Here is a 24,181-nt window from a genome sequence, read left to right as displayed (position 1 = left end):
ATTGTAGGTAGTATGTATTACCAATCCGACATTGTCGAGTTGAATATCTGATCTACAATATCTTTTGTCAACTCTTTGATCAGTTCATCTTGTACATCTGTCAGCATCTGATTGCTGTCGAAATCTCTGTACGCTGATATAGTTTCTTCCTTATCCTTTTCTGGTCTTTTGTTGTTTCTGAAGCGGAATGTTACAGCCATTGTTAGGCGTGTCTGCGAAGCCATTCTGTCTTCCTGCACCGCCATAGGTGTAAGGTCGTAACGTGTAATTTCTCCTTCAAGCTCCATAGAAGGATTAACCGAATTAAATCTCAGTTTAGTCCTGCGGGTAAACATATCCTTCAGGTCTTCATTGAAAAGCTGAGTTAATGGAGGGTATACGAGAAGAGCCTGATTCTGAAAATCCTGAATAGAAATGTCAGGAGTCTCGTCGTAGTTGATAGAAGCGCCGTTAAACTTGTAAGAAACGGTACACGATCCGGAAACAAGAATGAGTATAAATAATATTATGATGTTTCTTTTCATAAATTTTCCAAGTTGTATTCTTTTATTTTTCTATATAATGTCCGTTCAGATATTTTTAAGTCCTGAGCTGCATTTTTTCTTTTTCCGTTGTGACGCTCCAAGGCTTTCTTTATCATATCTCTCTCCACATCTTGCAAAGAAAGAGTTTCTTCTTCATACTCCGGAGCTTCGATGATATCGGCATCCGAAATGCTGGATGGCGGTATAATCGTATGTTTATCTTCTTTTACATTCGTTATTGAAGGAGCATATTCGTGGGGACTTACTACCATTGGAGTCAACGGAGTGTCTTGGTTCGTAATGGAAGAAGCAGAAATAATATCATTCGGAGATAGTTTTCCGGCAACGATGTCGTGAACAATTTTCTTTAGTTCATTCATATCCTTCTTCATATCGAACAGTACCTGATAAAGAATTTCGCGCTCGTTATTGAAACTTTTCTGCTCACTGCTGTTTATCGTTCCAATAGGTACTAGTCCAACCTCATTTTCGGGTAAATATAAGCGAAGAATCTCAGGCGTTATCTCACGTGCCTGCTCTATTATCGATATTTGCTCTGTGATGTTTTTTAGTTGACGAATATTCCCCGGCCAATAGTAGTTTTTCAGCATTTCTCGAGCCTCGTTGGTCAATGTAATAGGAGGCATGCTGTATTTCTCCGCACAGTCGCTGGCAAATTTTCTAAACAATAAAGGAATGTCGTCTTTTCTGTCCCTTAGCGCAGGAATTCTGATGGGGACAGTATTGAGGCGGTAATACAAGTCTTCGCGGAAACGACCGTTGCGTGTAGCACTTATCATATCCAGATTGGTGGCAGCAACTACGCGTACATCCGTTTTCTCTACTTTAGACGATCCTACTTTTATAAATTCTCCTGTTTCTAACACACGTAACAAACGAGCTTGTGTAGAAAGAGGGAGTTCGCCCACTTCGTCGAGAAACAAAGTTCCTCCGTTGGCTACCTCAAAGTATCCTTTGCGTTCGCCGGTAGCACCCGTAAAGGAGCCTTTCTCATGTCCGAATAGTTCGGAGTCAATCGTTCCTTCGGGAATAGACCCGCAATTGACAGCAATGTAAGTGCCATGTTTGCGGTGGCTAAATTGGTGTATGATTTGAGGGAAGTTTTCTTTTCCCACTCCGCTTTCTCCCGTTACCAGCACCGACATATCGGTAGGAGCAACTTGAAGAGCGATATCTATAGCCCGGTTTAGGTCTGCACTGTTACCTATAATACCGAAACGTTGTTTTACTTGTTGAATATCAGGTTTTGCCATATCTAAGATTCGTGTTAGTATAAATAAGCTTGTTATATATAAACACGTCGCTAAATAGTTAAGTTTATCGAAACCTGACAAAATTACATATTTATTCCTGCTTTGTCAGCCTTTTTTAGTGAAGATTTCTAAAGATAGCTTGATTTGTATAGTAAGAAAAAGTGATACACGAATGTATCACCTTACTTATCTGTTTACTACTATGTACTACTATTATTTTTATTTCATTTTGTCCGAACTCTTAGCCAGAGCATAGGTTTTGGCTTTCAGAAATTCTCCGAATTCCTTTATGTTCGAATATTGAGCTTGTTCTTCAGGAAGGATTGGTTGTCCCAGACGAAGATAGATTGTTTTACCTCTTTTGTTATATACTTCGTGTCCGAGACGAAGCGAGCGCAGGCGCCAGTTTACAAGGTCGAGGAAGTTGAAGAACCAAGAATTGTTACCACTAAAATACATGGGTATGATAGGCACCTTGGCTTTCTTCATAAGCTTCAGGACGGGTTCTTGCCATTCGCGGTCTTCTACTTCCATCTTGAAGTTTCTTATTTTGGTTTTCGATACGGCTCCGGCAGGGAAAAAACCTAGAGGATGCCCGTTTTTGAGATGATCTATTGATTGTTTGATACCTTCCAGACTCGATTTGCTTGCCATCTTTCCACTTTGGAAAGGATTAACGGCGATAAAATTCGGAGCCATAGTGTCAATCATTCCAAGAATGAAATTAACCATCATCTTATAATCGGGGCGAACAGTTCCTACAGTTGCTATTGCAGCAATCCCGTCGATGTGTCCGTAGGCATGGTTAGATACGGTGACAAAGGCTTGTCCTTCATATTGCTTCAATACTTCAATATTTTCAACGACTATATTTACACCCACATCTTTTAACAGGTGCGTACAAAAATCAACACCTTCGTACTGTTTGGATGCATCGTATATGCGATTGACCTTGTTCATTCCGGTCAAAGCCATTGCAAATTTAATGAGAGGCTTGCCTAATGGTCCTTGTAAAATCGGACTCATTTTTCGTATGTCGTCGTAGCTTAATAGTTTTTCTTTCATCTCGAATGATTTTCAAACTGCAAATTTCGTCAAAAAGAGAGTAATTCCAAAATTATTAAGAAAAGTTAGTCGTTCAATTCTATTACATCAAGGTCGAATATATTTCCTTTGTTGAGCGAAAACTTGACTAATGTTCTAACTCTGTGAAAACCATATTTACCCGCAGCACCAGGGTTGATATGGAGGCAATTTAGTTTTTGGTCAAACATCACTTTCAATATATGAGAATGTCCGGTGATAAATAGCTTAGGTGGTTTTATTGTTAATATTCTTTTTACGCGAGGATCGTATTTGCCGGGATATCCACCGATGTGAGTCATCAGAACATCTACATCCTCTAAGTCGAATCGCTGAAATTTAGGATAAGCTGCTCGCACTTTACTATCATCAATATTCCCATAAACAGCGCGGAATGGTTTTCCTATGGCCTCGAATTTTAAAGCAAGATTCATTGAGCCTATATCGCCTGCATGCCATATCTCATCGCAGTCCGCAAAGTATTTCAGATACTTTTCGTCCCACCAGCTGTGTGTGTCGGATAATAGTCCTATTCTTTTCATGCCAGATTGATGCAAATACAGAAACAAACCGATAAGATAAACGTTCCCATAGAAGTGTATTTCAAATAAGGATCGAGCAGTTTGTTTTCTTTTATTTTAAAAATGTTTATCAGCAATTTGATGAAAATGAGAAAACACAATAGATATAGATATTGATACCACGCCTCAGTGTAGATAACGGAATAAATTACGAAACAAACTAATGCCCCCAAAGTAAGAAAGGCATGGTAGCGTTTTGCGTTTTTCAGTCCTATGCGTACAGGAATAGTGATTTTCCCCGACTTCTTATCATTGTCCAAGTCGCGCATATTGTTGAGGTTGAGTACCGCAATAGTCAATAGTCCTAGACCAATAGCGGGTAGCCAAGGTTGAAAGTCGATAGTATGAGTATGCAGAAAATAAGTTCCTACTACAGAAACCAGTCCGAAGAATGTGAAAGAAAAAATATCACCTAGTCCCTTATATCCGTAGGGATTCTTTCCGGCTGTATATTTTATAGCGGCAACGATGCTCGCTGCACCTAATACCAGAAACAGAAGAATATACTTTAACTCCATAAATTGCAGAGCCACATATATTAGCAAGGCGCCAACTATAGCCGCCGCTCCGATAGCAATCAAAATTCCTTTCTTCATTTGTGAAGGTGTGATTGCGCCGCTTTGTACGGTGCGCTGAGGTCCAACACGCTCGCCGGTAATGTCTGTTCCGTGCTGAAAGTCTCCCAAGTCATTTGCCATATTAGAAAGCAACTGCAAGATGGTTGCAATCAGAATGGTGAGAATAAATACAAGAATGCTATATTTGCCTGTACTGTATGCAATACCACTTCCGCAAAGGGCTGTAGCTACAGCAAGGAATAATGTTCGAGGGCGTAGAGCCGATATCCAAGAGTTGAAAGATGCCATAAAAATGTTTTTGCAAAGGTAAAAATTTTACCTCTAACGAATAAATTATTTTACTCGAAAGCTCGTTTCATTCCTTCCCAGTCAAATATAAGGCGAATGCCGAAATCTTGGTATTTCCCTTTTTGGAACGATACGAAAGCACCTGCATTGACTAATTGGGTGAGATTTATTGAATAACCGGCTTCGGTGTACAACTTCATGTCCGGAGTATATAGGCTCTTTAAGTGAAGTGTTTCGCTAAACATCTTTCCTTGCAAGAATGGAAGGCGTTTTAGTAGAAGGTATTCATTCGTATAGTTGATATTTGTCCGTACCCAGTATTTATTCGTAGAAGCTGTATAATTATCAAGCAGCATAAATGAACTGAATGGAGATTTTAGATTGATCATTACATCCGAAGTGTTGAAATGCTGGAAGTCTGCGAAATGAATGTAATTTTTATTCCCTAAAAAACCTCCCCCTTCAAGAAGGTAATGGAAAGAAGAGAATTCATTTAGTTTAATATACTGATCCAATCCTCCATACAGCTTGTAAAATTGTTTTCGTTTACCCTCTATTGTTGGCAATGTATGTTGAAACCTCATAAAGAAAGTAGGAGAGGTGCGTTTTACATAGTTTTTCACACCATCTCTTATTGTATAATAAGCATAAGGGGTATAATCTAACCCAAGTCGGTATTCTACTTTGTTGAATCTGTCGTTCGGTAGGATGTTTTCTGATATTTTACTCTTTTTTCCCCATGTGTAATCTGTGTGATTGCTAAGCCCGTGACGATTGGCTATTTCGAAAATGGTATGAAATCTTAAGCCGTTGGAAATGTCTATGCTATTAGTTGCAGAAACGAAATTCTTTTGATAAAAGAAGCTGTAATTTTTTCCTTTGATTAAAGAACTTGAGAAATTGTTGAAGCGATGAATCCCATTCGGGTTATAGTCCTCACTGACCGATCCGGCTGAAATATTGAGCCTACCAAGTCTCATAGGGGCATAAGATAAATTGATGTCGCCACCGCCTACTAATCTTTTTCGGGCTAAAGTGTAATATAAATAAGGAGCAATTTCTAGCTCATTCTTCTTTCTTAACTTTGTTTTTTAACTAATTGATTGCCCCATCCATAGACCGTCTACAAAGTTGTATTCGTGGAGTAGGAGTCCTCGCATCAGCCCATTGTAGGTAAAAGTAATTTTACTGGAGTCTCTGCCGATTTGCCCTCCCGAAATAAGATCTTCCCAAGAGAATGATTTGTTGTTGTATGCCCTGCGGGTAGAATCTAAGTGAATTTGTATCGAGTCTTTTTTCTGTAAGCTGGCTATTTCTCTTTTGTCTAAAGGAACTATCCTTATGTTTGTCCAGTAGGCAGAATCACGTTTGTTGGCTAAGCTATCGGAAGTGATTGAATAAAGGGAGTCTCTGACTGCAATTTCGAAATTTCGTTTTTTACTCTCTTTTTTATTTATGCTACTCTCTACTATGTCTTTATTTAGTTTAATGTCTTTATAAGTCAGGGATGCATAATAATTCATGGCTGCTCCTATGCCAAGAAAGTTGATGTCGGCATCCATAATATAGGTGATGGGGAGATATAAGTTGGTATCCAGTTCTTGGTAAGATATTTTGTAATCTTGCTTTATTCCAAAGGCATTTGTTGCTAATTCTGCAGAATGGATATGCCATGTATTGTCAGCTATGTAAATATAGCCATCGAACAGGATAGGGTCTTTGAATTTAGGATCTACCTTTATTTTATTGATGTTTAGTCCTTCTTCGTCAATAAAGCCCTCGTAACGAAATTTATAATAGGAGAAAGCTTTAGGGTTGAGGGGTGAAACAAACATCCCCATTTTAGGGTTGTATAGAGATGAGGTCATTAATCCCATAGCGCCTTCAGGGTTCATGTTGTCGGGGATACTACTCGAAAAAGCTTTGACAGTCTGTTTGTATTTGTCGGGAGCTGTGAAGTGAATTTCGTTGAAAGATTCCTGCATAAAGAGTTGATCCTTAAATTCAGAGAGTTTTATACCTTCGCCTTTTTTTGCGATCATATCTATAAAAGAAGATGTCTTTAATAGCTCTGCATTAACCTTGATGTATGCCTCTGCTTTATACTCTTTTGCAGCACTTGCGTATAAGGGGGCTTTTTCTATAGCCTTGCGTATAATGGCATAGGCTGGGTCTTCTTTTGCTGAGACTGTTATTTCGCTGAGATTGAAAGGAGATTCTTTGAGAGAAATATCAACGATGGTGGGCTCGTTTCCTTTTATTTCGATAGCTTTTTCTATAGACTTAAAGCCTAAGCATTTGAATTCTGTAGTGTAACTGCCTTCTTTCAACGTTGTTTGATAATAACCCTCGTCGTTGCAAGCTAAGCCTTGATTGATTTCCTTAATGTAGACGAAACTGCCATGCAAAGGTTCTCCTTTGGAGTCTGTTATTCTTCCCTTGAAGTTTTGCCCAGATAAAATGGAGGAAAAGAGTATTGTGATAATTAAGCAGAAGCTCCTCATAAGTTTGTTAATTGGTTATTGTTAAATACAACCTGTTTAAGGAATAATTATTGTTCTATTTGCCTAATATTCTTTTGCGGTGCTTCTTTCCCCAGTCTACAAGGGTGTCTGTAATTTCTTTCGAAGTCTTTCCGTATTCTGTGATGGTGTATTCCACTGTTGTTGGTTTGCCTATTATAACTTCACGCGTTACTAATTGGTTTTGTTCCAATTCTTTCAGCTCCTTAGATAACATTTTTGCTGAAATGCCTGGTAGGCCTCGTTCTATCTTTTTGAATGTATTCTTCTCCTTTTCGTTCACAACTAAGTAATGTAGTATCTGTAATTTCCATTTTCCGCCAAGTGTTTCTATTGTGTCTCGTAAAGCTAGAAGATTTTCAGAGCAGGAAGCATTTAGGGTATTGTCGTTGTTTGTCATTTAGTTATTTTTTTTATGTGTTGTTTTTTTGAGAATGTAAATATATAGATTCTTTTTTTTTGTATAAACGTAAATTGATGATAGTAGAGTATTATGGTGTAAAAAGTCTATGAAAAGATTAGTTAGTTTTCATTATGTTAAGAAGATGTTTGAAAATGACTACAATATCTTTTTTATAGATATATAATGGGATTATTTTATTATTTTTGCACGAACTTTTAATCAATAACTTTTTTAGAAAGAAATGCTTACTGTAGAGAAAATTGGCGGAACATCAATGTCGCAATTCAAGGACGTTCTAGAGAATGTAATTATTGGAAAGCGCGCTCCCGAAGATTTGTATGATAGAATATTCGTGGTATCGGCATATAATAATGTAACAAACTGGCTTTTGGAGCATAAAAAGACGGGTGAGCCGGGTGTATATGTGCAATTTCTCGAAAATAGCGATTATAGCATAGGTTTAGATAGTCTTTGTCAACGTCTGTTATTAATAAATAAAGGCTTTGAGGAGATAGGTCTTGATCAGGGTGAGGCGCGCGAGTTTATAACTTTTCGCATCAAGCAGGCAAAAACAATGCTTCATAGTTTGAGTAAAGTAATGGCTTCTGGGTATGTAAATGCAGATGATATCTGTCTTGCAGCCCGCGAAATATTGGCCTCGATCGGAGAAGCGCATTCGGCTTGGAATACTGTGAATATTTTGAATAATAATGGTATTTCGGCTCGCTTCATTGATCTTTGCGGATTTAATGATTCAATGCCTTTGACTATTGATGAACGTATCCATCGAGCATTCAAAGGGATGGATTTTTCCAAAACTCTCTGTGTTGTAACAGGATATACAAAGGGTACCGAGGGTATCATGCGTGCATTCGATAGAGGGTATACCGAGGTTACTTTCAGTAAAGTAGCTGTGGAAGTGAAAGCGGTAGAAGCCATCATACATAAAGAATATCACCTGTCCAGTGCAGATCCTAATATAGTAGGAGTGGATAAAATTATACCTGTAGGGTACACCAACTATGTTATAGCCGATCAGTTAGCCGATATAGGTATGGAGGCAATTCATCCTAAAGCAGCAAAGCCTCTCGAATTGGCAGGAATAAATATTCGCATAAAAAATACATTCGAGCCAGAACATCCGGGAACCTTAATAACTAAAGATTATGTGTCAGGGGTGCCTAAAGTAGAGATCGTCTCAGGTACTAACAAGGTATTGGCTATAGAAATACACGATCCAATGATGGTTGGAGAAGTGGGTTTCGACTTGCGTATTATGCAGATTTTTCAAAAGCACAAGGTGAGTTATATTCTAAAATCAACAAATGCAAACTCTATAACAATGGTTGTCTGGGATAACTATAAGTCTAGAGAGTTGATCTCAGAGCTTGAAGAGGTGTTCTATCAGGTAATAGAAGAAAGAGTTGCTCTGGTTTGCGCTATGGGTACAAATATCGCTATTCCAGGATTTCTTTATAAGGCAGCAAAAGCTTTGTACGATAGAGGGATAAATGTAGAGAGCTTTGGACAGTCGTTGAGGCAGGTAAATATGCAGTTTGTGATCAAGAGAGAACACTATAAAGAAGCCGTTATTGCCTTAAACGAAGAATTGTGTATTGATAAATAGCAATAAAAAAAGTCTTTTTTAGTTTTTTTTAATTGTATAGAATCAATTTTAGTTCTATTTTTGTAAGCTGGAATAAAGAAAAGTCCAGAATTTAATACCAGGTAAACGGATCTAGTAGTGTAATCTTCGCATCTATAGATAATTATACCTTTATTTATTTATTTATTGAAAAATATATTTATTAGAGTTGTTTTATCTAAGACTAAAATCTAATCATCAACGTTGTATTTTATTAAAGACGTTATTCAGAATGCAAATTTGGAGCAAAAATACTTTGAAAGATAAAATGGAGTAGTATATTTGTAGCCTTGTTGTCACTTTTGAATGGCTTTTTTTTGAATCTGAGATTTTAAAATGTATAACAATATAAAACAAAAATTAATTCACTAAACTTAAATTATTTATTATCATTATGGAAACTAAAAATCAAAAACCGAGATCGAAAGGCGTTTCTGCGTTTCTTGTTGTTATCGCATGTGCTATCGTAGGACACTTATTCTTTTACATCGTAGCAGGAGCTGGAGACCCAGAAAATCCACTTGGTTCTATTTTACCTACAAACTTTGATGAAAAAGGAAATCCAATTGATGGAAATGCAATGGGTACACTTTATCATGGAGGTTTTGTAATTCCAATCGTTATCACATTATTATTAACAGTATTTACTCTTTCTGTAGAAAGATTCTTCGCTTTGAACAAAGCTAGCGGTAAAGGTAGTACTACTAAATTTATCATGAACGCTAAAGCTAAACTAGACGCTGGTGATATTGAAGGTGCTTCTAAATTATGTGATGAGCAAAAAGGTTCTGTTGCTAACATCCTTAAAGCAGGTCTTCTTCGTTATGCTGATGTTGAAAAACTAACAGATCTAAACAATGATGAAAAAGCTGCTATGATTCAAAAAGAACTTGAAGAAGCAACTACATTAGAATTACCATATTTACAACAAAACTTATCAGTTATCGCGACTATCTCTTCGTTAGGTACACTAATGGGACTATTCGGTACGGTACTTGGTATGATCAAATCGTTTGGTGCGATGTCTCAAGAAGGAGCTCCTGACTCAACAGCTCTTGCTCTTGGTATCTCTGAGGCCTTGATGAACACAGCGATGGGTATTGGTACAGGTGCTGCTGCGATCGTTTCTTATTCTTATTTCTCTGGTAGAGTAGAAGACATGACTAACGCTGTAGACGAAGTTGGTTTTGCTATAGGTCAAACTTATACAAAATTCCACGGAGGTCTATCTAAATAATTTAAGATTTTTTCACAAACTTGATTTGTGGAATATCTAATGAATTATACTCTATTAAGTAAAAAGAATAAGGAAGCAATAAAATGGGAAAAGCAGTAAAAGCAAAAAAACACGATACATTCATCGACATGACGGCGATGAGTGACGTTACTGTTCTCTTGCTCACTTTCTTCATGTTGACAGCAACTTTCTTACCTAAAGAGCCCGTACAAGTAATTTCGCCAAGATCGGTGTCAGAAACAAAAGTTCCGGAAAACAATGTATTAACTATATTGATTGACGGAGAAGGAAAAGTGTTTTTGAACTTTGACGAACATACTAAGGCAACTAGGAAAGATATAGAAGTGCTTGATTTAGTGGGGAAAGATTATGGACTTACGTTTTCAGATGGTCAAAAAAGATCTTTTAACGAGCAAACTCACGTTGGAGTGCCAATTGGAAGATTGTCTGATTTCTTAAATAAGTCTATAACAGATCAAGACGAAGAAATTAAAAAATATGGGGTGCCTCTTGACAGTGCAAATAATCAGTTCGAACGTTGGATTAAGCGCGCTCGTGAAGTAAACGGCGATGGAATGCAGATTGCAATCAAAGCAGGTGAAACAACACCTTATCCTCTTGTGGAAGCGGTGATGAAAAATCTTGTTAAGATGAAGGAAAACAGATACAATCTGGTTACTTCTCTTAAAGCTGCTCCTAATATTGATTGATATCATAATTTAAACAATAAAGAAAGGTAAAATTATGGCAGAAGTACAACAAGGCGGTGGCGAAGCAAAGAAGGGTAAACCAAAAAGAATGAATTTGAGGGTAGACTTTACTCCGATGGTGGATATGAACATGTTATTGATCACATTCTTCATGTTCTGTACAACATTGAGTAAGCCTCAAATTATGACGATTGCGATGCCAACCGACGAGAAATTAACTGAAGAAGATGAAGTTAAGGTAAAAGAATCTAAGGCTATTACTTTAATATTAGGCGAAGATGATAAAGTCTATTATTATGAAGGTATGCCGAATTACGAAGATTATACAACCTTAAAGGAAACCACTTATGCTGCAGATGGTCTTCGCGCATTATTATTAGAGCGCAATAAAGAGATTGTTGATGAAATGAAAGATCTTAGACGTCAATTAGCAGATAAGGAGATAAAAGAAGAAGAATTTAGAGAAAGATCAAAAGAGGTTAGAAGTAACAAAGAAAAAGCACAGGTTGTAGTTATTAAGCCTACAGGAGATGCTAGTTACCGTAATCTAGTTGATGCTTTGGATGAAATGGCTATCTGTAGTATCGATACTTATGCTATTGTTGATATAGCTGATGGCGATAACTTCTTATTAGAAAACTATAAGACTAAGGGGGCCCATGGTGCTGGAGCAACAGCATCTAATTAATCACATTTAAAAAAATAGGAAAAAATGTCAGACATTAAATTAAATTCCGAAGAATGGCGTAATGTGGTTTTTGAGGGTAGAAACAAGGAATATGGCGCATTTAGACTTCGTCAATCCTCCTCGAAAAGACATATAGTGGCCTTTCTTGTAGTTCTGCTATTTGCAGGAGTCGTATCAGCTTTGCCTAGTCTTGTTACAGCAGTAAAGAGTTTAACTCAAGATGTTGCGATGGGACCAATGGATGAGGCTTATGAAATGTCGGCTGTTGAAGCTGAACCAGTAGTTCCGGAAGAGAACCTGATTAAGCAAGAAACTGCGCCACCGCCACCACCATTGAAAAATACTGTAAAGTTCGTACCTCCTACAATTGCGAAGGATGAAGAAGTGGCAGAAGATCAAATGGTGAGTCAAACAGAAGTACAGGAAACTAAAATCCAGATTTCGGTAGCTACAGTAACAGGTGGAGATGATAAACATGGTGTTGATATTGCAGAATTGAGAGAGCACAAACAAATTGTGCAAGAGAAACCTGTAGTAGAAAAACCGTTTACAATTGTAGAGCAAATGCCAGCTTTCCCTGGAGGAGAAGAGGCCATGCACAAGTTTATCTCTGATAATCTTAAGTACCCAGTTGTAGCGCAAGAATCAGGAATATCAGGTCGTGTAACTCTACGTTTTGTGGTAACAAAAACAGGAGAAATATCAGAAGTAACAGTAGTTCGTGGTATTGACCCATCTTGTGACCGTGAAGCACTTAGAGTTGTGAAATCCATGCCTAAATGGGTTCCTGGAAAACAAAATGGAGAAAACGTTCCGGTTTATTTTACATTACCAATTGTATTTAGACTGAAATAACGTTACTATCTTAAACTTAAGTTTTTAATAGAAACTAAATAAAGAAGAGAAGTTTGAACCTAAAAATCATCTTCTCTTCTTTTTCTCAAATAAGAAACAACAATGGAAAAAGAAAACAAATCACCCAAATTCTCGCCAAGAATGATTTTTGGCCTTTTTATGGTCGTTTTTTATCTGTTCGTGGCAATTCTATTAGTCTTTACACCTATCTTTAAAGATGTACATATTGCAGCTCGCATCATTATGGGGATATTGTTCTTTGCATACGGATTGTTTCGTGGCTATCGAGCATGGAAGCAGTTTTGAGGAAAATACATGATTAGAAAAATTAAGATTATGAATAAGTCGGTTGTTATCATATCAGTATTATTACTTGCACTCATTTCAATTACATCGTGTCAGGACGTTAAATCATATCGTACCGATACCACGACGAGTGGTGTAGCAGAAATTGTAGCAGATGAATGTTTTGCGCCAATAGTGCAAGAGCAAGTAGATGTTTTTGAAGGTCTAAACAAAGAGGCCACTGTGATACCGACATATGCTAACGAAAGAAAAGCATTTGAGCTGTTTATGGCCGATAGTATGCGAGTTATAATAGCAGCTCGAGAATTAACACCAGCTGAAAAACAAATCATAAAAGAAAGAAAACAAACTTTACGATCTCAAGCATATGCAACGGATGCAGTAGCATTAATTATCAATAAAGAGAATCAGGACTCTCTGATAACTGTTGCAGATGTAAAAAAAATAATGACCGGAGAAATCCGTTCGTGGAAAGAATTGAACCCAAAGTCTAAATTGGGAGAAATAGTTGTTACCTTCGATTCACCCAACTCAAGTACAGTTCGCTTTATCGCCGACTCTATTTGCAAAGGAGAACCTTTAGGTGATAACCTGAGAGCATTTAGCTCTGACAGTATCAAAACGGTAGATTTGTATGATCGCACACCAAATCAGCAAGTGATAGACTATGTAGCATCTACACCAAATGCTTTAGGTATAATTGGGGTAAACTGGATAAGCAACCCTTCAGACTCTACTCGATTGAGCTTTATTAATAACATTAGAGTAATGTCGGTAAGTAGGGCAGATAGTGCAACTCGTAAAAATAGTTATAAACCATTTGCAGCATACATTAAATTGCAAGAATATCCGTTAAGTAGGAACTTATATATAATGATTACAGACGTAAAAGGAGGATTACCTTCCGGTTTTGTTAATTTTGCTGCCGGAGAAAAAGGACAGAGAGTTATTCTTAAAGCCGGACTTTTACCTGCATATGCCCTAACGAGAGTAGTTAGTGTGAAACCAACACTGTAATTGTAAGAAATAAAATAATCATTAATCCATAATATAAAAAAACATGAAAATGAAGTATTTTTTAGGCTCTTTATTGAGTATTATGATCAGTATTTCAGCTATAGCACAGAATAATCCAGGAACAGACTATATCAGTCTTGGAGATTTGAAATTGGCAAAAGACTATTTCATGAAGAGAATGCGTCAAGCGCCGGCTGAATCAAATTACTATTTAGGAGAAATAGCTTACCAAGAAGGTAATTTAGCTGAAGCACAAAAAAATTATGAAGCAGGAGTAGCTGCTGATCCGGCATCAGCTCTAAATAACATTGGTCTTGCTAAACTTCAGTTGAAATCAAATCCTAAAGAAGCAGAAGATCAGTTAAAGGATATTCAAAAGAAGAATAAAAAAGACGTAACTGTTATCCTTGCTATAGCAAAAGCTTATCTTGACAATGATATGAAAGAAAAAACTCAAGAGAAGCTAAAAGATGCTTACAAAGCAGACAAAAAGAATCCTTACATCTATATTTTCGAAGCTGATATGTTAGCTAAAGAAAATAAAATAGGTGAAGCTACTCAGCTATATGATCAAGCAATCTATTTTGATCCTAACTGTACACTAGCCTATCTAAAAGGAGCTAGAGTGTATGAGTACATCAATAGAAACCATGCTGCTGACATGCTTAAGAAAGTAATCGCGATTCAACCAGATAATAAACTAGCTACAAGAGAACTAGCAGGCTTGTATTATCGTGATGGATTCTATCCTCAAGCAATAGAGGCTTACAAAGAATATTTCAAAACAGGAGACTATGGCATTGAAGATCTTCGCCGTTATGCAGCAGCAGAATATTTTACTAACAATTTTGCAGAATCGATGAGATTGTTACAAGAAGGAATGCAAAACAATCCGGATGATTTCGTTTTGAATCGTCTGTTGATGTATAACAGCAATAGTACTCAAGATTATGAAACAGGATTAGCTGCAGGGGATAAATTTTTTAGCCTGCCGTTGAACGAAGGAGACTCAATCTTGGCATTAGACTATAAAACTTATGCTAACATATTGAGCCAAACAGGAAATAAAGTGAAAGCTATGGAGCAATATAAAAAATTAGCCGACCTTGATCCTACTAATGCAGAATTGCGAAAAGAAATGGCTACTACTTGTGCATCAGAGAGAATGTATCCAGAAGCTGCAGAATTTTATAAGAAATTTATTGAATTATCACCAGAAGAAGCAATTGATGCTCAAAATTATTTCCAACTAGGTCGTTACTACTTCCTGGGAGGTGTTGCTGCAGCATCAGATACGACTACAGTTACTCCGGAAGAAGCAAAAGCTAAATCTATTGAATTGTATAAAAAAGCAGACGAAACATTTGCAATTGTAGCAGAGAGAGTTCCTGATAGCCACTTAGGATATTACCAAAGAGCTCAAACTAATTATAGAATGGACCCGGATAGTGAACAAGGTTTGGCAAAACCTCATTATGAAAAAACTATTGAAGTTATTCTAGCAAAAGGAGGTGATCTAGAAGCTGCAGATAAAGCTATCCTAATCGAAGCTTATAGTTATTTAAGCTATTTTTATTATCTTGAATATGATAAAACGAAGAAAGCAGCAGATAAAGAATTCGTAAAAGAATACGCAGGAAAAGTACTTGAATTAGATCCTGAGAATGCAAATGGTAAAGCATTGTTTGAATTTGCAACAAACTAATCAAGTTTAAACGAGATATTTAAATAATAGCAGCAAGGTTTTCCTTGCTGCTATTATTTTTTATACCTATACCTATGTAGGAATATCTTATATTCTATGAATTAAAAAGGATCTCTGAATATTTATTCAGAGATCCTTTTTATATGTATTACAAAAGCTTATTTTAAGCTATTCCAAAGTCAAAGTTAAAACTTATAAGCAGCTCTGATAAGAATGTTCCCGTATGGTTCATAAGCTTCAAAACCGGGACCTGAAGCTTCCGTTTTAGCTTCATCTCCTTTGAGGGGGATGTTATGTCTATATCCACCTCCTATCAGGAAAATATTTCCTCTTTTTAGTTTAAATCCAAGATCAAGAGTAGCCATTGGTCCATAATAGAAAGTACTGTATTCAGTGCCAAGCATCGCTCCTAAGCCTAGATGTGCACCAGGTATCAGATATATATTATTAAATCTGAAAGGTAGTTGTCCAGCCAAAGAAGCATTTACCCTAAAGAGTCCTTGTTTAGATAAGTCTCTTTCTTCAACAGGCACTTTGTCTATGTCATTTATTGAATGATTTTCTAGTCTCTTTGTTTGATCAATATATTTTGCAGAGGCATAACCTATGTCAACACCATAAGTAAAGAATTTGTGTATAGTACTTCTGATGCCTATACCAAATTGTGCCGAATATTTATCGTCAGATGGTAGGGCAGATTCTACATACCAAATCATTTCTTTATTAAAATCATTTGTCAATAGGCTTCTTTTTCTAGGGGCAATAGTAACTCCATCTATAACTAAGGCTGAATTACCTCTGTTTGGGTTATAATTTTGGACAATAGAATTCATGTTGTCAAAGCCCCATTTCTCATCTTGTATATATTCTGTTAATTGAGAGTCATCGTGTAGAAAATTGGAAACTCCACTTCTAAAAGCAGAATCTTCAAAACTTATCCCTTTAGTCAATGCAACATGAGTCAGAGCATCATCTCCTTTTTTCATCATATAAACAGGGTAGCTTGGGTTTACAATCATTGTCCCATTGCCATGGTTCACCACTTGGCGAGTACCAACAAAGCCCATTGTTCCGTCTGCATTGATCTTATAGTTGGCAGCTCCTACATAAGCTGATGTATAAGGCCCTTCAGAGAAGCATACTACCCATCTGTTACTCCTTTTATTGAACATTCCTTTCACTGGCAGATAACGCACAACATGTACTTTGTCTGCTGTTAAATTTGCGGTGAATTCTATACGGTCAACTTTTTCAGCCTCTATTGATTCATCGGCTTTTCCTTTGGTTTTTAGCAGGATTGTCTTACTGTTTGAGGACGGCATTCCTACTTGTCCTTTTTTTACTTCTCCATTACTAAGATAAATTGTACCAGGATAATTATTGAGTTCCTGATCTGCGTAAAAATTTTTTCCAATACCACAGCTGTATAATAGCACAATAGATAATAATAGGATAGAACATTTTAAGAAATGTGCTGAATTGTTGTGAAGCTTCATAATTAATTTATTTTAATATGTAATCTTGTAGTGTGTTGTTAGATGCAAAGAAAGTTAATAAAATAATATAAAGCAATTGCAGAATCTAATTTATAATTATTCTAATTTGATTTTTTAATATGTTGATGTATAGCTATATGCATTGTGTATAGTTTTATATATAATCTTTTCCTATTTCCTGAGTTTCTTGACTTATGTATAGATTGTAAACTGTGAAAATTTCAGTTTTAATATTTGTTTGTATTAAAATGCTTTTATGTTAATAAATTATTATATTTACATAGCTGTTAACACTTAAATGAATACTACTATGGACGCGATGTTTACAAACACACAAAAGACTAAAGGACTTTTTTATAGTCGTATACTTATTGTCTTATCTATCCTTTTCTGTGCTCAGATCTCTAATGCCCAGTCTAAGTACGGGAAAACGACAATGGATGAGATGAAAATAAATTCGTGTGAGATAGATGCCACAGCCAAAGCTGTTGTCTTAATGAAGGATGGATTTACCGAATTCAAATATGACGACCTAAAGGGCTTTCTTTATGAATACACTTATAGGGTGAAAATAAAAATATTAAAAGAGGAAGGTCTGGATCAGTGCGAAGGTAGCGTCTCTTATTATTACGGACCAAATATATCATCAAGAGAAGAAGTTAGGGGACTCTCTGGAACTACATATAATCTCGAAAATGGGAAGATTGAAAAAACTAAACTATCTAAAGACTTTATTGTAACTGAAGAGCATGATGATGTTAATAAAAGGATAAAATTTACTATGCCGGGAGCTAAAGTTGGTTCTATAATAGAGTATAAGTATACTTTGGTATCTCCATTCAATTATAATCTAAGGGGCTTCAACCTGCAATCATATGTGCCGGTTTTAAATGTGCGATACGAAATCATAATCCCTGAATATTTTATGTATAACCAATCCGTTCAAGGACACGAACGGATTAATCCGGTAAAGGTAGATGACATTAATCTGAAATTTAGTATGAGACTGGAAGATGGAGATGGACGTTCCTTTAACTATACAGATCAATGCTCTGCTAAAAAATATATTTATGCGGCAGAGAATCTAGTAGCAATGAAGGAAGAACCTTTTATTTGGTCAACAGAGGATTATATAAGTAGGATCGACTTTGAATTGAGGAGCTTCCAGTTTAAATATAACTTGTCTAAGCAATTTTCAACAACATGGAACGATGTAGATAAGATGTTATTTGGGTCTAACTATTTTGGTGGTAATTTGAAGAAAACAGGGTTGTTTAAAGATGAACCATTACCCGCGTCTAAAGACCTGAATGCAGCAAGTGCAATTATTTCTCTTGTAAGACAAAAAGTAAAATGGAATGAAAAGTCTGAGTTTGCTCCTGATAATTAAGGTAAAGCGCTGAAAGAAGGACTGGGAACATCGGCAGATATGAATTTTTTAGCTATTAATGCCCTTAAAGCTGCGTGTATAGATGCTTTCCCTATTATTCTAAGTACAAGATCGAATGGTCGTATTCCTATCACACATCCTTCGGCTTCAGCGTTTAATTATAGTATAGCAGGTATATTACTTGACGATAAATTGTATTGCATCGATGTATCGGATAAATATAGTGTATGGAATATATTGCCAAATAAAGCATTGATTAGTCAAGCCCGCATTATGAAGGAAGGGAATACTCGTTGGACTGATTTAACAAAATCTTCTAAGGGAGTAGAATATATCACTTCTATCTATGAATTTGCTGATGATGGACAGTATCAAGGAGAAATAACAAGTACATATCGAGACAAGAGTGCACAAGAATTTAGACGGTTTTATTATAATCAGCATAAAGATGAACAGCATTATAAAGATGAATTAGCAAAAAAAATAGCATTGCCTATTGAAGATATAAAAATAGAAGATGTTGCAGATATCAATAAAGAGGTGAAACGTAGTTTTGTTGTAAAGCCCGATTTAGTATTAGGTGATGAATTTCTTTATATAGACCCTATGCTGATAAAGCATTTTGCTGAGAATCCGTTCAAAGCAGAAGCACGTAAATTCCCTATTCAGTTCAATTATTTAGAAAATCACATTCAAATAGTAAGGATCGATATTCCTGATGGATATAAAGTAGAGGAACTACCCGAGAGTATTACCTATGTGCTGGATGAAGATAATACATTGAAGTTTTTGTACCATGTAGCAGTAAATGGAAATACTGTTGATGTTAGATACCATTATACTATAAATGACTTATTGGTATTACAAACCAAATATCCGGAGCTTCAGGATTTCTTTGCTAAGATAGTATCTAAGTGTTCTGAAATGATTGTATTGAAGAAAATAGGAGAGGACGAGGCTGTTAGTATAACTGAAACTGAAGCATAATGAGTAAACGAATATTTATTTATTTTTTCTATCTATTAGGCTGTATACCTCTGTTTAGTCAGAATTATCCTGTGTCTGATATTCCCGAAGTTTTGGAAGGGGATGCTGTAGCTGTGGTTCGTAATTATTCTACCGGCATATCTCAGTCAGATAAAAATAACATGGTATATACTGTCAATAGAGTAGTCACTATTTTGAACGAACAGGGGGATGGATATGCCCATTTTTACATTACCACGGATAAATTTACAGATCTAACCAAATTTTCGGGAGTGATAAGAGATGCCTCTGGCAAAGAGATAAAGAAATTCAAAAAAGGAGATTTGGTTTCTTCCAGTCTAGATTTCGAAAGTTTTACAACAGGGTCTTATAATCACCTTTATGAGTGTATTTCGCGCTCCTACCCATTTACAGTAGAATATAACTATGAGGTAAAGACAAAGAATGGAGTGAGAGGTTATCCTCCCTATGTCCCAATATGGAGATCCAGAGTTGCTGTCGAAAAAGCTAACTATAAACTAGAAGTTCCTTCAGATATAAAAGTGAGGCATCATTCTAACTATGCAGCTAATATAGAAGAGAGTACAGCCACTGGGAAAAAGATCTACAAGATTACCGAAGAAAATATTCCAGCAATAAAGTATGAGATTTGGGAACCCCAGGATTTATATCCTATTGTAAATTTTGCACCGGCTGATTTTTGTTACGATTCGCAGTGTGGCAATATGGAAACATGGAAAGAATACGGCTTGTGGGTTAATAAACTGCTCGAAGGACGAGATATATTACCCGCAGAGGTTGTAGCTACCCTTCAGAGCCTGGTTGGCGAAGCCAAAAATGAGAGGGAAAAAGTGAAAATTCTTTACGAATATCTGCAACAGCATACGCGTTATGTTAGTATCCCGCTTGGAATAGGAGGTTATCAACCCGAAACAGCAGCTAATGTATATAAAACAAAATTTGGAGATTGTAAAGGATTGACAAATTTAATGAAGGCTATGCTAAAGGCTGTAGATATTAAATCCAATTATTGTGTTATTTCAATGGGAGATGAAGATAAACGCTTTTTTGAAAACTTTCCAAGTTTTAGACAGGCGAATCATGTTATTTTACTTGTTCCTATAAAGAATGATAGCATATGGCTGGAGTGTACTAGCGCTATGCAACCATTTGGTTTTGTGCATTCCGAAATTGCCGATCATGATGTACTTGTCGTTTCGGATGAAGGAGGTAAATTGTGTAGGACACCCGCATACGAAAGGGATGCTTACATGAGTCGAATAAACCTGACAATAAATGTAGATGAAGAAGGTAATGCTTCCGGGAATATTACTTTGGAAAAGACGATGGATAAGGCAGTGGAAGCCTCTCGTGTGAAAGAGCAAGACAGAGAAACTCAAATAAAATACCTGAGAAGTGAACTGAAAATGCCTAAGGTACAATTTGCAGATATTGACATCACATATAGAGCGAGTGAACTCCCATCGGGTATAGTGAAGGGTAGTTTCGAAGCTACAAACTTTGCGAATAAAACAGGCAACCGATTATTTGTGCAAGGCTATCCCTTGAATAAAGGTGATCTGAAAATATTTGCATCTAGCGATCGTACACTAGATATTGAGATACCTCTTCAGTATGTTCTCTGCGATACCATAACGTATATATTGCCAGAAGGGTTTGTTGCAGAGTCTTTACCTAAAGATCTAAAAACAGAAACCCAATTTGGAACTTTTTCACGAAGTATAGTCTCAGATAATAATCAGGTAATATCTGAGCAAAGAATAGATATAAAACCAGGTGTTTATAAAAAGGAGGCTTATAATGAATTGAAAGATTTTTTCGGTCAGATAGACAAAGCCTTATCCAGTAGGTTGATCTTTAGAAAGAATTAGACATTAAACAGAAGCTCCCAGCTATTACAGCTAGGAGCTTATTGTTTGATTTTATTTATTTCTGTTTTACCTCGAATAGATAATCGCCCGAACCTACTTCAAGCTTCATAGAGTTTGAGTCTGATCCAAGCACCTTTATCTCATTGATCTGACTCAAAGGGATACCATATTCGGTAACAAGGCTTTTGTCGGTAGTTGGTAAATGTACAATAGCTTTACTATTTGCAGGGATTGATACCCTTAATGTATATGTATCATCACCCAATCTCCATTCGCTACGGATTGTACCATACGGTGATTCGTAAGAAACGCGGGTGTTAGTAATATCTCCAACTATTTGTGGATTAATTTCAACAGTTTTGTATGCAATCGAATTTTCTGCTTGTCCTATGCCTCCCAATCCTCCATATAACCATTCCCATAGATGTGCAAATACAAAATGGTTGTGTGATAGATTTTCAAATGCTTGCCACGATTCGGTTAAGGTAGTAGCACCCTTCGCCAACTGCCAACCATAGCCGGGAACATCGTATTTGCTATTCATGTCGAATATAATGTTCGATAAATTGTTTTGTTTCAGGACTTGTAAAACGTATCTGAACCCAATATCTCCAGCAGTCAGAGCATTGTTTCTACCTCTAATATCATCTACCAGATTTTGTAATACCTGATCTTTGTTTTCATCTTCTACCAAACCTACATATAATGAAATAGCACTTGCTGTTTGGCTGTTGCGGTCGTATGTTTTAGTTTTTTTATTGAAAAATGTATCATTATATGATTTTTTTATCTCTTCAGCTAGCTGACCATACATTTTAGCGTCTTCATCTTCACCCAACAATGTTGCTATCTTTTGCATGATTGTAGCATCATAATAGTAAGTAGCGGTGGCAGTAAGACTGTTTGCTGTCAACTGTGCATGTGCCGGAGGCTTTGGTCCTAGGTCTAGCCAGTCGCCTAATCCATACGAAAGAATATTGTTATTGGCTTTGCTTGCAAAATATTCCATATATCGTTTCATCTTAGGATAGTAGTGACGGAATATATCGTCTCCATACCATTGATAGAGATACCATTGGCTTATAATGAATGCACTTCCCCACTCAGGCGTATCCTCAAAGCCACCCTCGAAACGAACATACTCCGGTGTAATTGTCGGAATAACGCCCTCATCTGTTTGAGATGTAGCCATATCATTCAATTTTTTAGTGTAGAGTTTCGATAAATCGTATTGGTACTGTATTGAGTTTTGGGTCAGATAAGCCTGTTCAATCCAGCCGAGCTTTTCTCGGTGTGGACAATCAGTTAAGACACTCGCCATATTGCTTCTGGTTGCCCAGTCTATCAGGTTATGTATTTTATTAAACATCGGATTAGAACAATGAAATGTTCCAACCTCAGGGGCAGATAGGGTAGTATGCAGCCCGGTCAGCTTTTCTATTTCGGGAAGATTGTTTGGATTGTCTTCTCCTGCAGGAACAGCATCCAGAACTTCCACATATCTAAAACCATAATAAGTAAACTGAGGTTGCCATGTCTCTACGTTGTCACTCCCTTTCGTTGTATAGCAAAAGTATGAAGGGGCTCCTGTGGCCTTTTGGTTGGCAAGACTATCCTTTGTAATTAGTTCAGCAGGAATAAGTGTTATTTTCTGTCCCTTACTCCCTTTTACAGATAGGCGAGTGATACCAGAAAAGTTTTGTCCGAAATCATATACCCAGTTGCCTCTTGAGTTCTTGTATTTGTTAACTACAGATAATTCTTGCTTAATCTTTAGCGGATTTGATTGCTGGGCAATTAACGTAGGATTATAGTCTGAAACAATTGGTGTAGACCAGCTTTTGTCATTATAGCCATTTCCGAGCCAACCTTCTATTTCTCTATTAGCATCATAGTCTTCTCCGCCAAAAATACTGGAATAAGTGATTGGGCTTTCTATTACTTTCCACGATTTGTCTGTAACTATCTGTTGGGTAGAACCATCGTCATAGGTTAATTCAAGATATAGCTTTACTTTAGGAGCTCCGTAAGAGGTTACGAGTTTGAAATAGCGTTCTTGTGGTATGTTGAAGAAACCGTTTCCGAGCATTATACCAAAAGTATTCGCTTTATCATTAATCTTATTCGTTATATCAAAACCTACATATAATGCTTCTTTGCTATATAGAGTCCAGCCCGGATCGAGAAAATGATTTCCTACTTTCTCTCCATTAAGAAATAAGTCGAAGTGCCCTAATCCTGAAATATATACCAAAGCCTGTTTTACCGACTTTTTGGGTATAAATTCTTTCCTAAACTGAGGAAGTTTATACATGCCTACTTTTGGTTTACTAGGATCTACACCACTTAATCCATGTATGCCGGCGATAAAAGGACCATCTTTTTCTAACGATATCCATTGAGCATTGTTCCAATCTTTAGGGGTGTATAATCCGGTAGTGAAGCTATTGATCGTACTCCAAGCAGACTCTTCTCCTTTATCGTCCGATACTTTTACTTTCCAGTAATAGGTCTTAGCCGGTTGTAACTGGCTTCCTGCAAAAGGGACTAAAACAGATTGCTCTGATCTAATTTTTCCACTATCCCATATGTTTCCTTCGTTCTTGTTGATTTTATCATAAGAATCGGAAACTAAGATTTGGTATGCACCTTGTGTGAAATTCCTCCTTTGCGAATTAGTTTTCCAACTAAAGCGTGGAGTTGGATTGTCTATCCCGATAGGATTGCTCGCATGTTCGGTAGAAAGATCGAAAACCGAAAAAGATACTTGAGCTTTGGGCATAAGGGATATAAACAAGAGGACAGTAATAAAAAGTAGTTTTTTCATAGCGTGGCATTTATGTTTATAAAATCGGTTATAGAAAAAGGCTAATAACAGAAGTGCCTTAAATCGAAAAAGGAAACGTTCAAGAGTAAAACTGATATTATTATCAGGTGAAGTTTTTTAGATTTTGTTTTGGGCACTTACTATTATAGTTCATAAATATAATAATTCTTTCT

General features: G+C 36.6%; 19 protein-coding genes and 1 pseudogene. 11 read left to right on the top strand and 9 right to left on the bottom strand.

The window, feature by feature from the left end:
* Window positions 1-17: 17 nt before the first annotated feature.
* The 7 genes and pseudogenes from DHU68_RS12885 to DHU68_RS12855 all read right to left on the bottom strand — a co-directional run bounded on the left by DHU68_RS12885 (window position 18) and on the right by DHU68_RS12855 (window position 7,250).
* Entirely contained in the window at window positions 18-524 is a 507-nt protein-coding gene (locus DHU68_RS12885) for an LptE family protein (protein WP_108823410.1), read from the bottom strand.
* Window positions 521-1,798 carry a sigma-54-dependent Fis family transcriptional regulator gene (locus DHU68_RS12880; RefSeq protein ID WP_108823409.1) on the bottom strand — a complete coding sequence of 426 codons (1,278 nt, stop codon included), beginning with the start codon at window positions 1,796-1,798 and terminating at the stop codon, window positions 521-523. Before DHU68_RS12880 ends, DHU68_RS12885 begins: the two co-directional genes overlap by 4 nt.
* Window positions 1,799-2,017: 219 nt before the next feature.
* Window positions 2,018-2,863 carry a lysophospholipid acyltransferase family protein gene (locus DHU68_RS12875; RefSeq protein WP_108823408.1) on the bottom strand — a complete coding sequence of 282 codons (846 nt, stop codon included), beginning with the start codon at window positions 2,861-2,863 and terminating at the stop codon, window positions 2,018-2,020.
* A 65-nt stretch (window positions 2,864-2,928) separates the two neighbouring features.
* On the bottom strand, window positions 2,929-3,423 hold the full coding sequence (locus DHU68_RS12870; RefSeq protein ID WP_108823407.1) for a metallophosphoesterase: 495 nt from the start codon (window positions 3,421-3,423) through the stop codon (window positions 2,929-2,931).
* The gene (gene menA, locus DHU68_RS12865; RefSeq protein WP_108823406.1) at window positions 3,420-4,328 is read right to left on the bottom strand and encodes a 1,4-dihydroxy-2-naphthoate octaprenyltransferase; all 909 of its coding nucleotides are present in this window, start codon (window positions 4,326-4,328) and stop codon (window positions 3,420-3,422) included. Before menA ends, DHU68_RS12870 begins: the two co-directional genes overlap by 4 nt.
* A 50-nt stretch (window positions 4,329-4,378) precedes the next feature.
* Window positions 4,379-6,832 (bottom strand): annotated as a pseudogene (locus DHU68_RS12860) (DUF5686 and carboxypeptidase regulatory-like domain-containing protein).
* A gap of 55 nt (window positions 6,833-6,887) precedes the next feature.
* Window positions 6,888-7,250, bottom strand: coding sequence for a helix-turn-helix domain-containing protein (locus DHU68_RS12855; RefSeq protein ID WP_108823405.1), 363 nt, complete (start codon window positions 7,248-7,250; stop codon window positions 6,888-6,890).
* Between the two features lie 244 nt (window positions 7,251-7,494).
* Between DHU68_RS12855 and DHU68_RS12850 the strand changes: the two genes are divergently transcribed.
* The 8 genes from DHU68_RS12850 to DHU68_RS12815 all read left to right on the top strand — a co-directional run bounded on the left by DHU68_RS12850 (window position 7,495) and on the right by DHU68_RS12815 (window position 15,416).
* The gene (locus DHU68_RS12850; protein WP_108823404.1) at window positions 7,495-8,880 is read left to right on the top strand and encodes an aspartate kinase; all 1,386 of its coding nucleotides are present in this window, start codon (window positions 7,495-7,497) and stop codon (window positions 8,878-8,880) included.
* A gap of 412 nt (window positions 8,881-9,292) precedes the next feature.
* The gene (locus DHU68_RS12845; protein WP_108823403.1) at window positions 9,293-10,135 is read left to right on the top strand and encodes a MotA/TolQ/ExbB proton channel family protein; all 843 of its coding nucleotides are present in this window, start codon (window positions 9,293-9,295) and stop codon (window positions 10,133-10,135) included.
* A gap of 83 nt (window positions 10,136-10,218) precedes the next feature.
* Complete coding sequence (locus tag DHU68_RS12840; protein ID WP_108823402.1) at window positions 10,219-10,845, top strand: biopolymer transporter ExbD; 627 nt, start codon at window positions 10,219-10,221, stop codon at window positions 10,843-10,845.
* 34 nt (window positions 10,846-10,879) lie between these two features.
* Window positions 10,880-11,533 carry a biopolymer transporter ExbD gene (locus tag DHU68_RS12835; protein ID WP_108823401.1) on the top strand — a complete coding sequence of 218 codons (654 nt, stop codon included), beginning with the start codon at window positions 10,880-10,882 and terminating at the stop codon, window positions 11,531-11,533.
* A gap of 24 nt (window positions 11,534-11,557) precedes the next feature.
* Window positions 11,558-12,388: an energy transducer TonB gene (locus DHU68_RS12830; RefSeq protein WP_108823400.1), complete on the top strand. Its 831-nt coding sequence runs from the start codon at window positions 11,558-11,560 to the stop codon at window positions 12,386-12,388.
* A gap of 102 nt (window positions 12,389-12,490) precedes the next feature.
* Entirely contained in the window at window positions 12,491-12,694 is a 204-nt protein-coding gene (locus tag DHU68_RS12825) for a hypothetical protein (protein WP_108823399.1), read from the top strand.
* Between the two features lie 30 nt (window positions 12,695-12,724).
* Window positions 12,725-13,711 (top strand): PstS family phosphate ABC transporter substrate-binding protein, encoded by a 987-nt coding sequence (locus DHU68_RS12820; protein WP_108823398.1) that lies wholly within the window; start codon window positions 12,725-12,727, stop codon window positions 13,709-13,711.
* A 49-nt stretch (window positions 13,712-13,760) separates the two neighbouring features.
* Window positions 13,761-15,416: a tetratricopeptide repeat protein gene (locus DHU68_RS12815; RefSeq protein ID WP_255412506.1), complete on the top strand. Its 1,656-nt coding sequence runs from the start codon at window positions 13,761-13,763 to the stop codon at window positions 15,414-15,416.
* Between the two features lie 185 nt (window positions 15,417-15,601).
* On the opposite strand, the gene DHU68_RS12810 is transcribed toward DHU68_RS12815, so the two are convergent.
* The gene (locus tag DHU68_RS12810; RefSeq protein ID WP_108823396.1) at window positions 15,602-16,912 is read right to left on the bottom strand and encodes a hypothetical protein; all 1,311 of its coding nucleotides are present in this window, start codon (window positions 16,910-16,912) and stop codon (window positions 15,602-15,604) included.
* 310 nt (window positions 16,913-17,222) lie between these two features.
* Between DHU68_RS12810 and DHU68_RS12805 the strand changes: the two genes are divergently transcribed.
* From DHU68_RS12805 to DHU68_RS12795, 3 genes are read left to right on the top strand one after another with little or no spacing between them, the layout of a single operon-like run.
* Window positions 17,223-18,302, top strand: a complete 1,080-nt coding sequence (locus tag DHU68_RS12805; protein ID WP_160111135.1) for a DUF3857 domain-containing protein — start codon at window positions 17,223-17,225, stop codon at window positions 18,300-18,302.
* Window positions 18,303-18,341: 39 nt separating this feature from the next.
* The gene (locus tag DHU68_RS12800) at window positions 18,342-19,289 is read left to right on the top strand and encodes a hypothetical protein (RefSeq protein WP_108823394.1); all 948 of its coding nucleotides are present in this window, start codon (window positions 18,342-18,344) and stop codon (window positions 19,287-19,289) included.
* Window positions 19,289-21,181, top strand: a complete 1,893-nt coding sequence (locus DHU68_RS12795) for a DUF3857 domain-containing protein (protein WP_108823393.1) — start codon at window positions 19,289-19,291, stop codon at window positions 21,179-21,181. The genes DHU68_RS12800 and DHU68_RS12795 overlap by 1 nt, the downstream gene beginning before the upstream one ends.
* Before the next feature lie 55 nt (window positions 21,182-21,236).
* On the opposite strand, the gene DHU68_RS12790 is transcribed toward DHU68_RS12795, so the two are convergent.
* Entirely contained in the window at window positions 21,237-24,008 is a 2,772-nt protein-coding gene (locus DHU68_RS12790) for a family 78 glycoside hydrolase catalytic domain (RefSeq protein ID WP_108823392.1), read from the bottom strand.
* Window positions 24,009-24,181 lie beyond the last annotated feature (173 nt).

The organism is Dysgonomonas sp. Marseille-P4361 (assembly GCF_900343125.1).
In the GTDB taxonomy this organism is placed as follows: Bacteria; Bacteroidota; Bacteroidia; order Bacteroidales; family Dysgonomonadaceae; genus Dysgonomonas.
The sequence above is the reverse complement of the archived record's forward strand: the minus strand, read 5'-3'. Positions and strand labels throughout refer to the sequence as shown.

Bases quoted from the DNA above. Each gene is read 5' to 3' on its own strand.
- DHU68_RS12875 (WP_108823408.1), bottom strand. From the start codon at position 2,863: ATGAAAGAAAAACTATTAAGCTACGACGACATACGAAAAATGAGTCCG.
- DHU68_RS12790 (WP_108823392.1), bottom strand. From the start codon at position 24,008: ATGAAAAAACTACTTTTTATTACTGTCCTCTTGTTTATATCCCTTATG.
- DHU68_RS12840 (WP_108823402.1), top strand. From the start codon at position 10,219: ATGGGAAAAGCAGTAAAAGCAAAAAAACACGATACATTCATCGACATG.
- DHU68_RS12810 (WP_108823396.1), bottom strand. From the start codon at position 16,912: ATGAAGCTTCACAACAATTCAGCACATTTCTTAAAATGTTCTATCCTA.
- DHU68_RS12800 (WP_108823394.1), top strand. From the start codon at position 18,342: ATGAATTTTTTAGCTATTAATGCCCTTAAAGCTGCGTGTATAGATGCT.
- DHU68_RS12845 (WP_108823403.1), top strand. From the start codon at position 9,293: ATGGAAACTAAAAATCAAAAACCGAGATCGAAAGGCGTTTCTGCGTTT.
- DHU68_RS12815 (WP_255412506.1), top strand. From the start codon at position 13,761: ATGAAGTATTTTTTAGGCTCTTTATTGAGTATTATGATCAGTATTTCA.
- DHU68_RS12825 (WP_108823399.1), top strand. From the start codon at position 12,491: ATGGAAAAAGAAAACAAATCACCCAAATTCTCGCCAAGAATGATTTTT.
- menA (WP_108823406.1), bottom strand. From the start codon at position 4,328: ATGGCATCTTTCAACTCTTGGATATCGGCTCTACGCCCTCGAACATTA.
- DHU68_RS12870 (WP_108823407.1), bottom strand. From the start codon at position 3,423: ATGAAAAGAATAGGACTATTATCCGACACACACAGCTGGTGGGACGAA.
- DHU68_RS12835 (WP_108823401.1), top strand. From the start codon at position 10,880: ATGGCAGAAGTACAACAAGGCGGTGGCGAAGCAAAGAAGGGTAAACCA.
- DHU68_RS12850 (WP_108823404.1), top strand. From the start codon at position 7,495: ATGCTTACTGTAGAGAAAATTGGCGGAACATCAATGTCGCAATTCAAG.
- DHU68_RS12795 (WP_108823393.1), top strand. From the start codon at position 19,289: ATGAGTAAACGAATATTTATTTATTTTTTCTATCTATTAGGCTGTATA.
- DHU68_RS12830 (WP_108823400.1), top strand. From the start codon at position 11,558: ATGTCAGACATTAAATTAAATTCCGAAGAATGGCGTAATGTGGTTTTT.
- DHU68_RS12885 (WP_108823410.1), bottom strand. From the start codon at position 524: ATGAAAAGAAACATCATAATATTATTTATACTCATTCTTGTTTCCGGA.
- DHU68_RS12855 (WP_108823405.1), bottom strand. From the start codon at position 7,250: ATGACAAACAACGACAATACCCTAAATGCTTCCTGCTCTGAAAATCTT.
- DHU68_RS12820 (WP_108823398.1), top strand. From the start codon at position 12,725: ATGAATAAGTCGGTTGTTATCATATCAGTATTATTACTTGCACTCATT.
- DHU68_RS12805 (WP_160111135.1), top strand. From the start codon at position 17,223: ATGGACGCGATGTTTACAAACACACAAAAGACTAAAGGACTTTTTTAT.
- DHU68_RS12880 (WP_108823409.1), bottom strand. From the start codon at position 1,798: ATGGCAAAACCTGATATTCAACAAGTAAAACAACGTTTCGGTATTATA.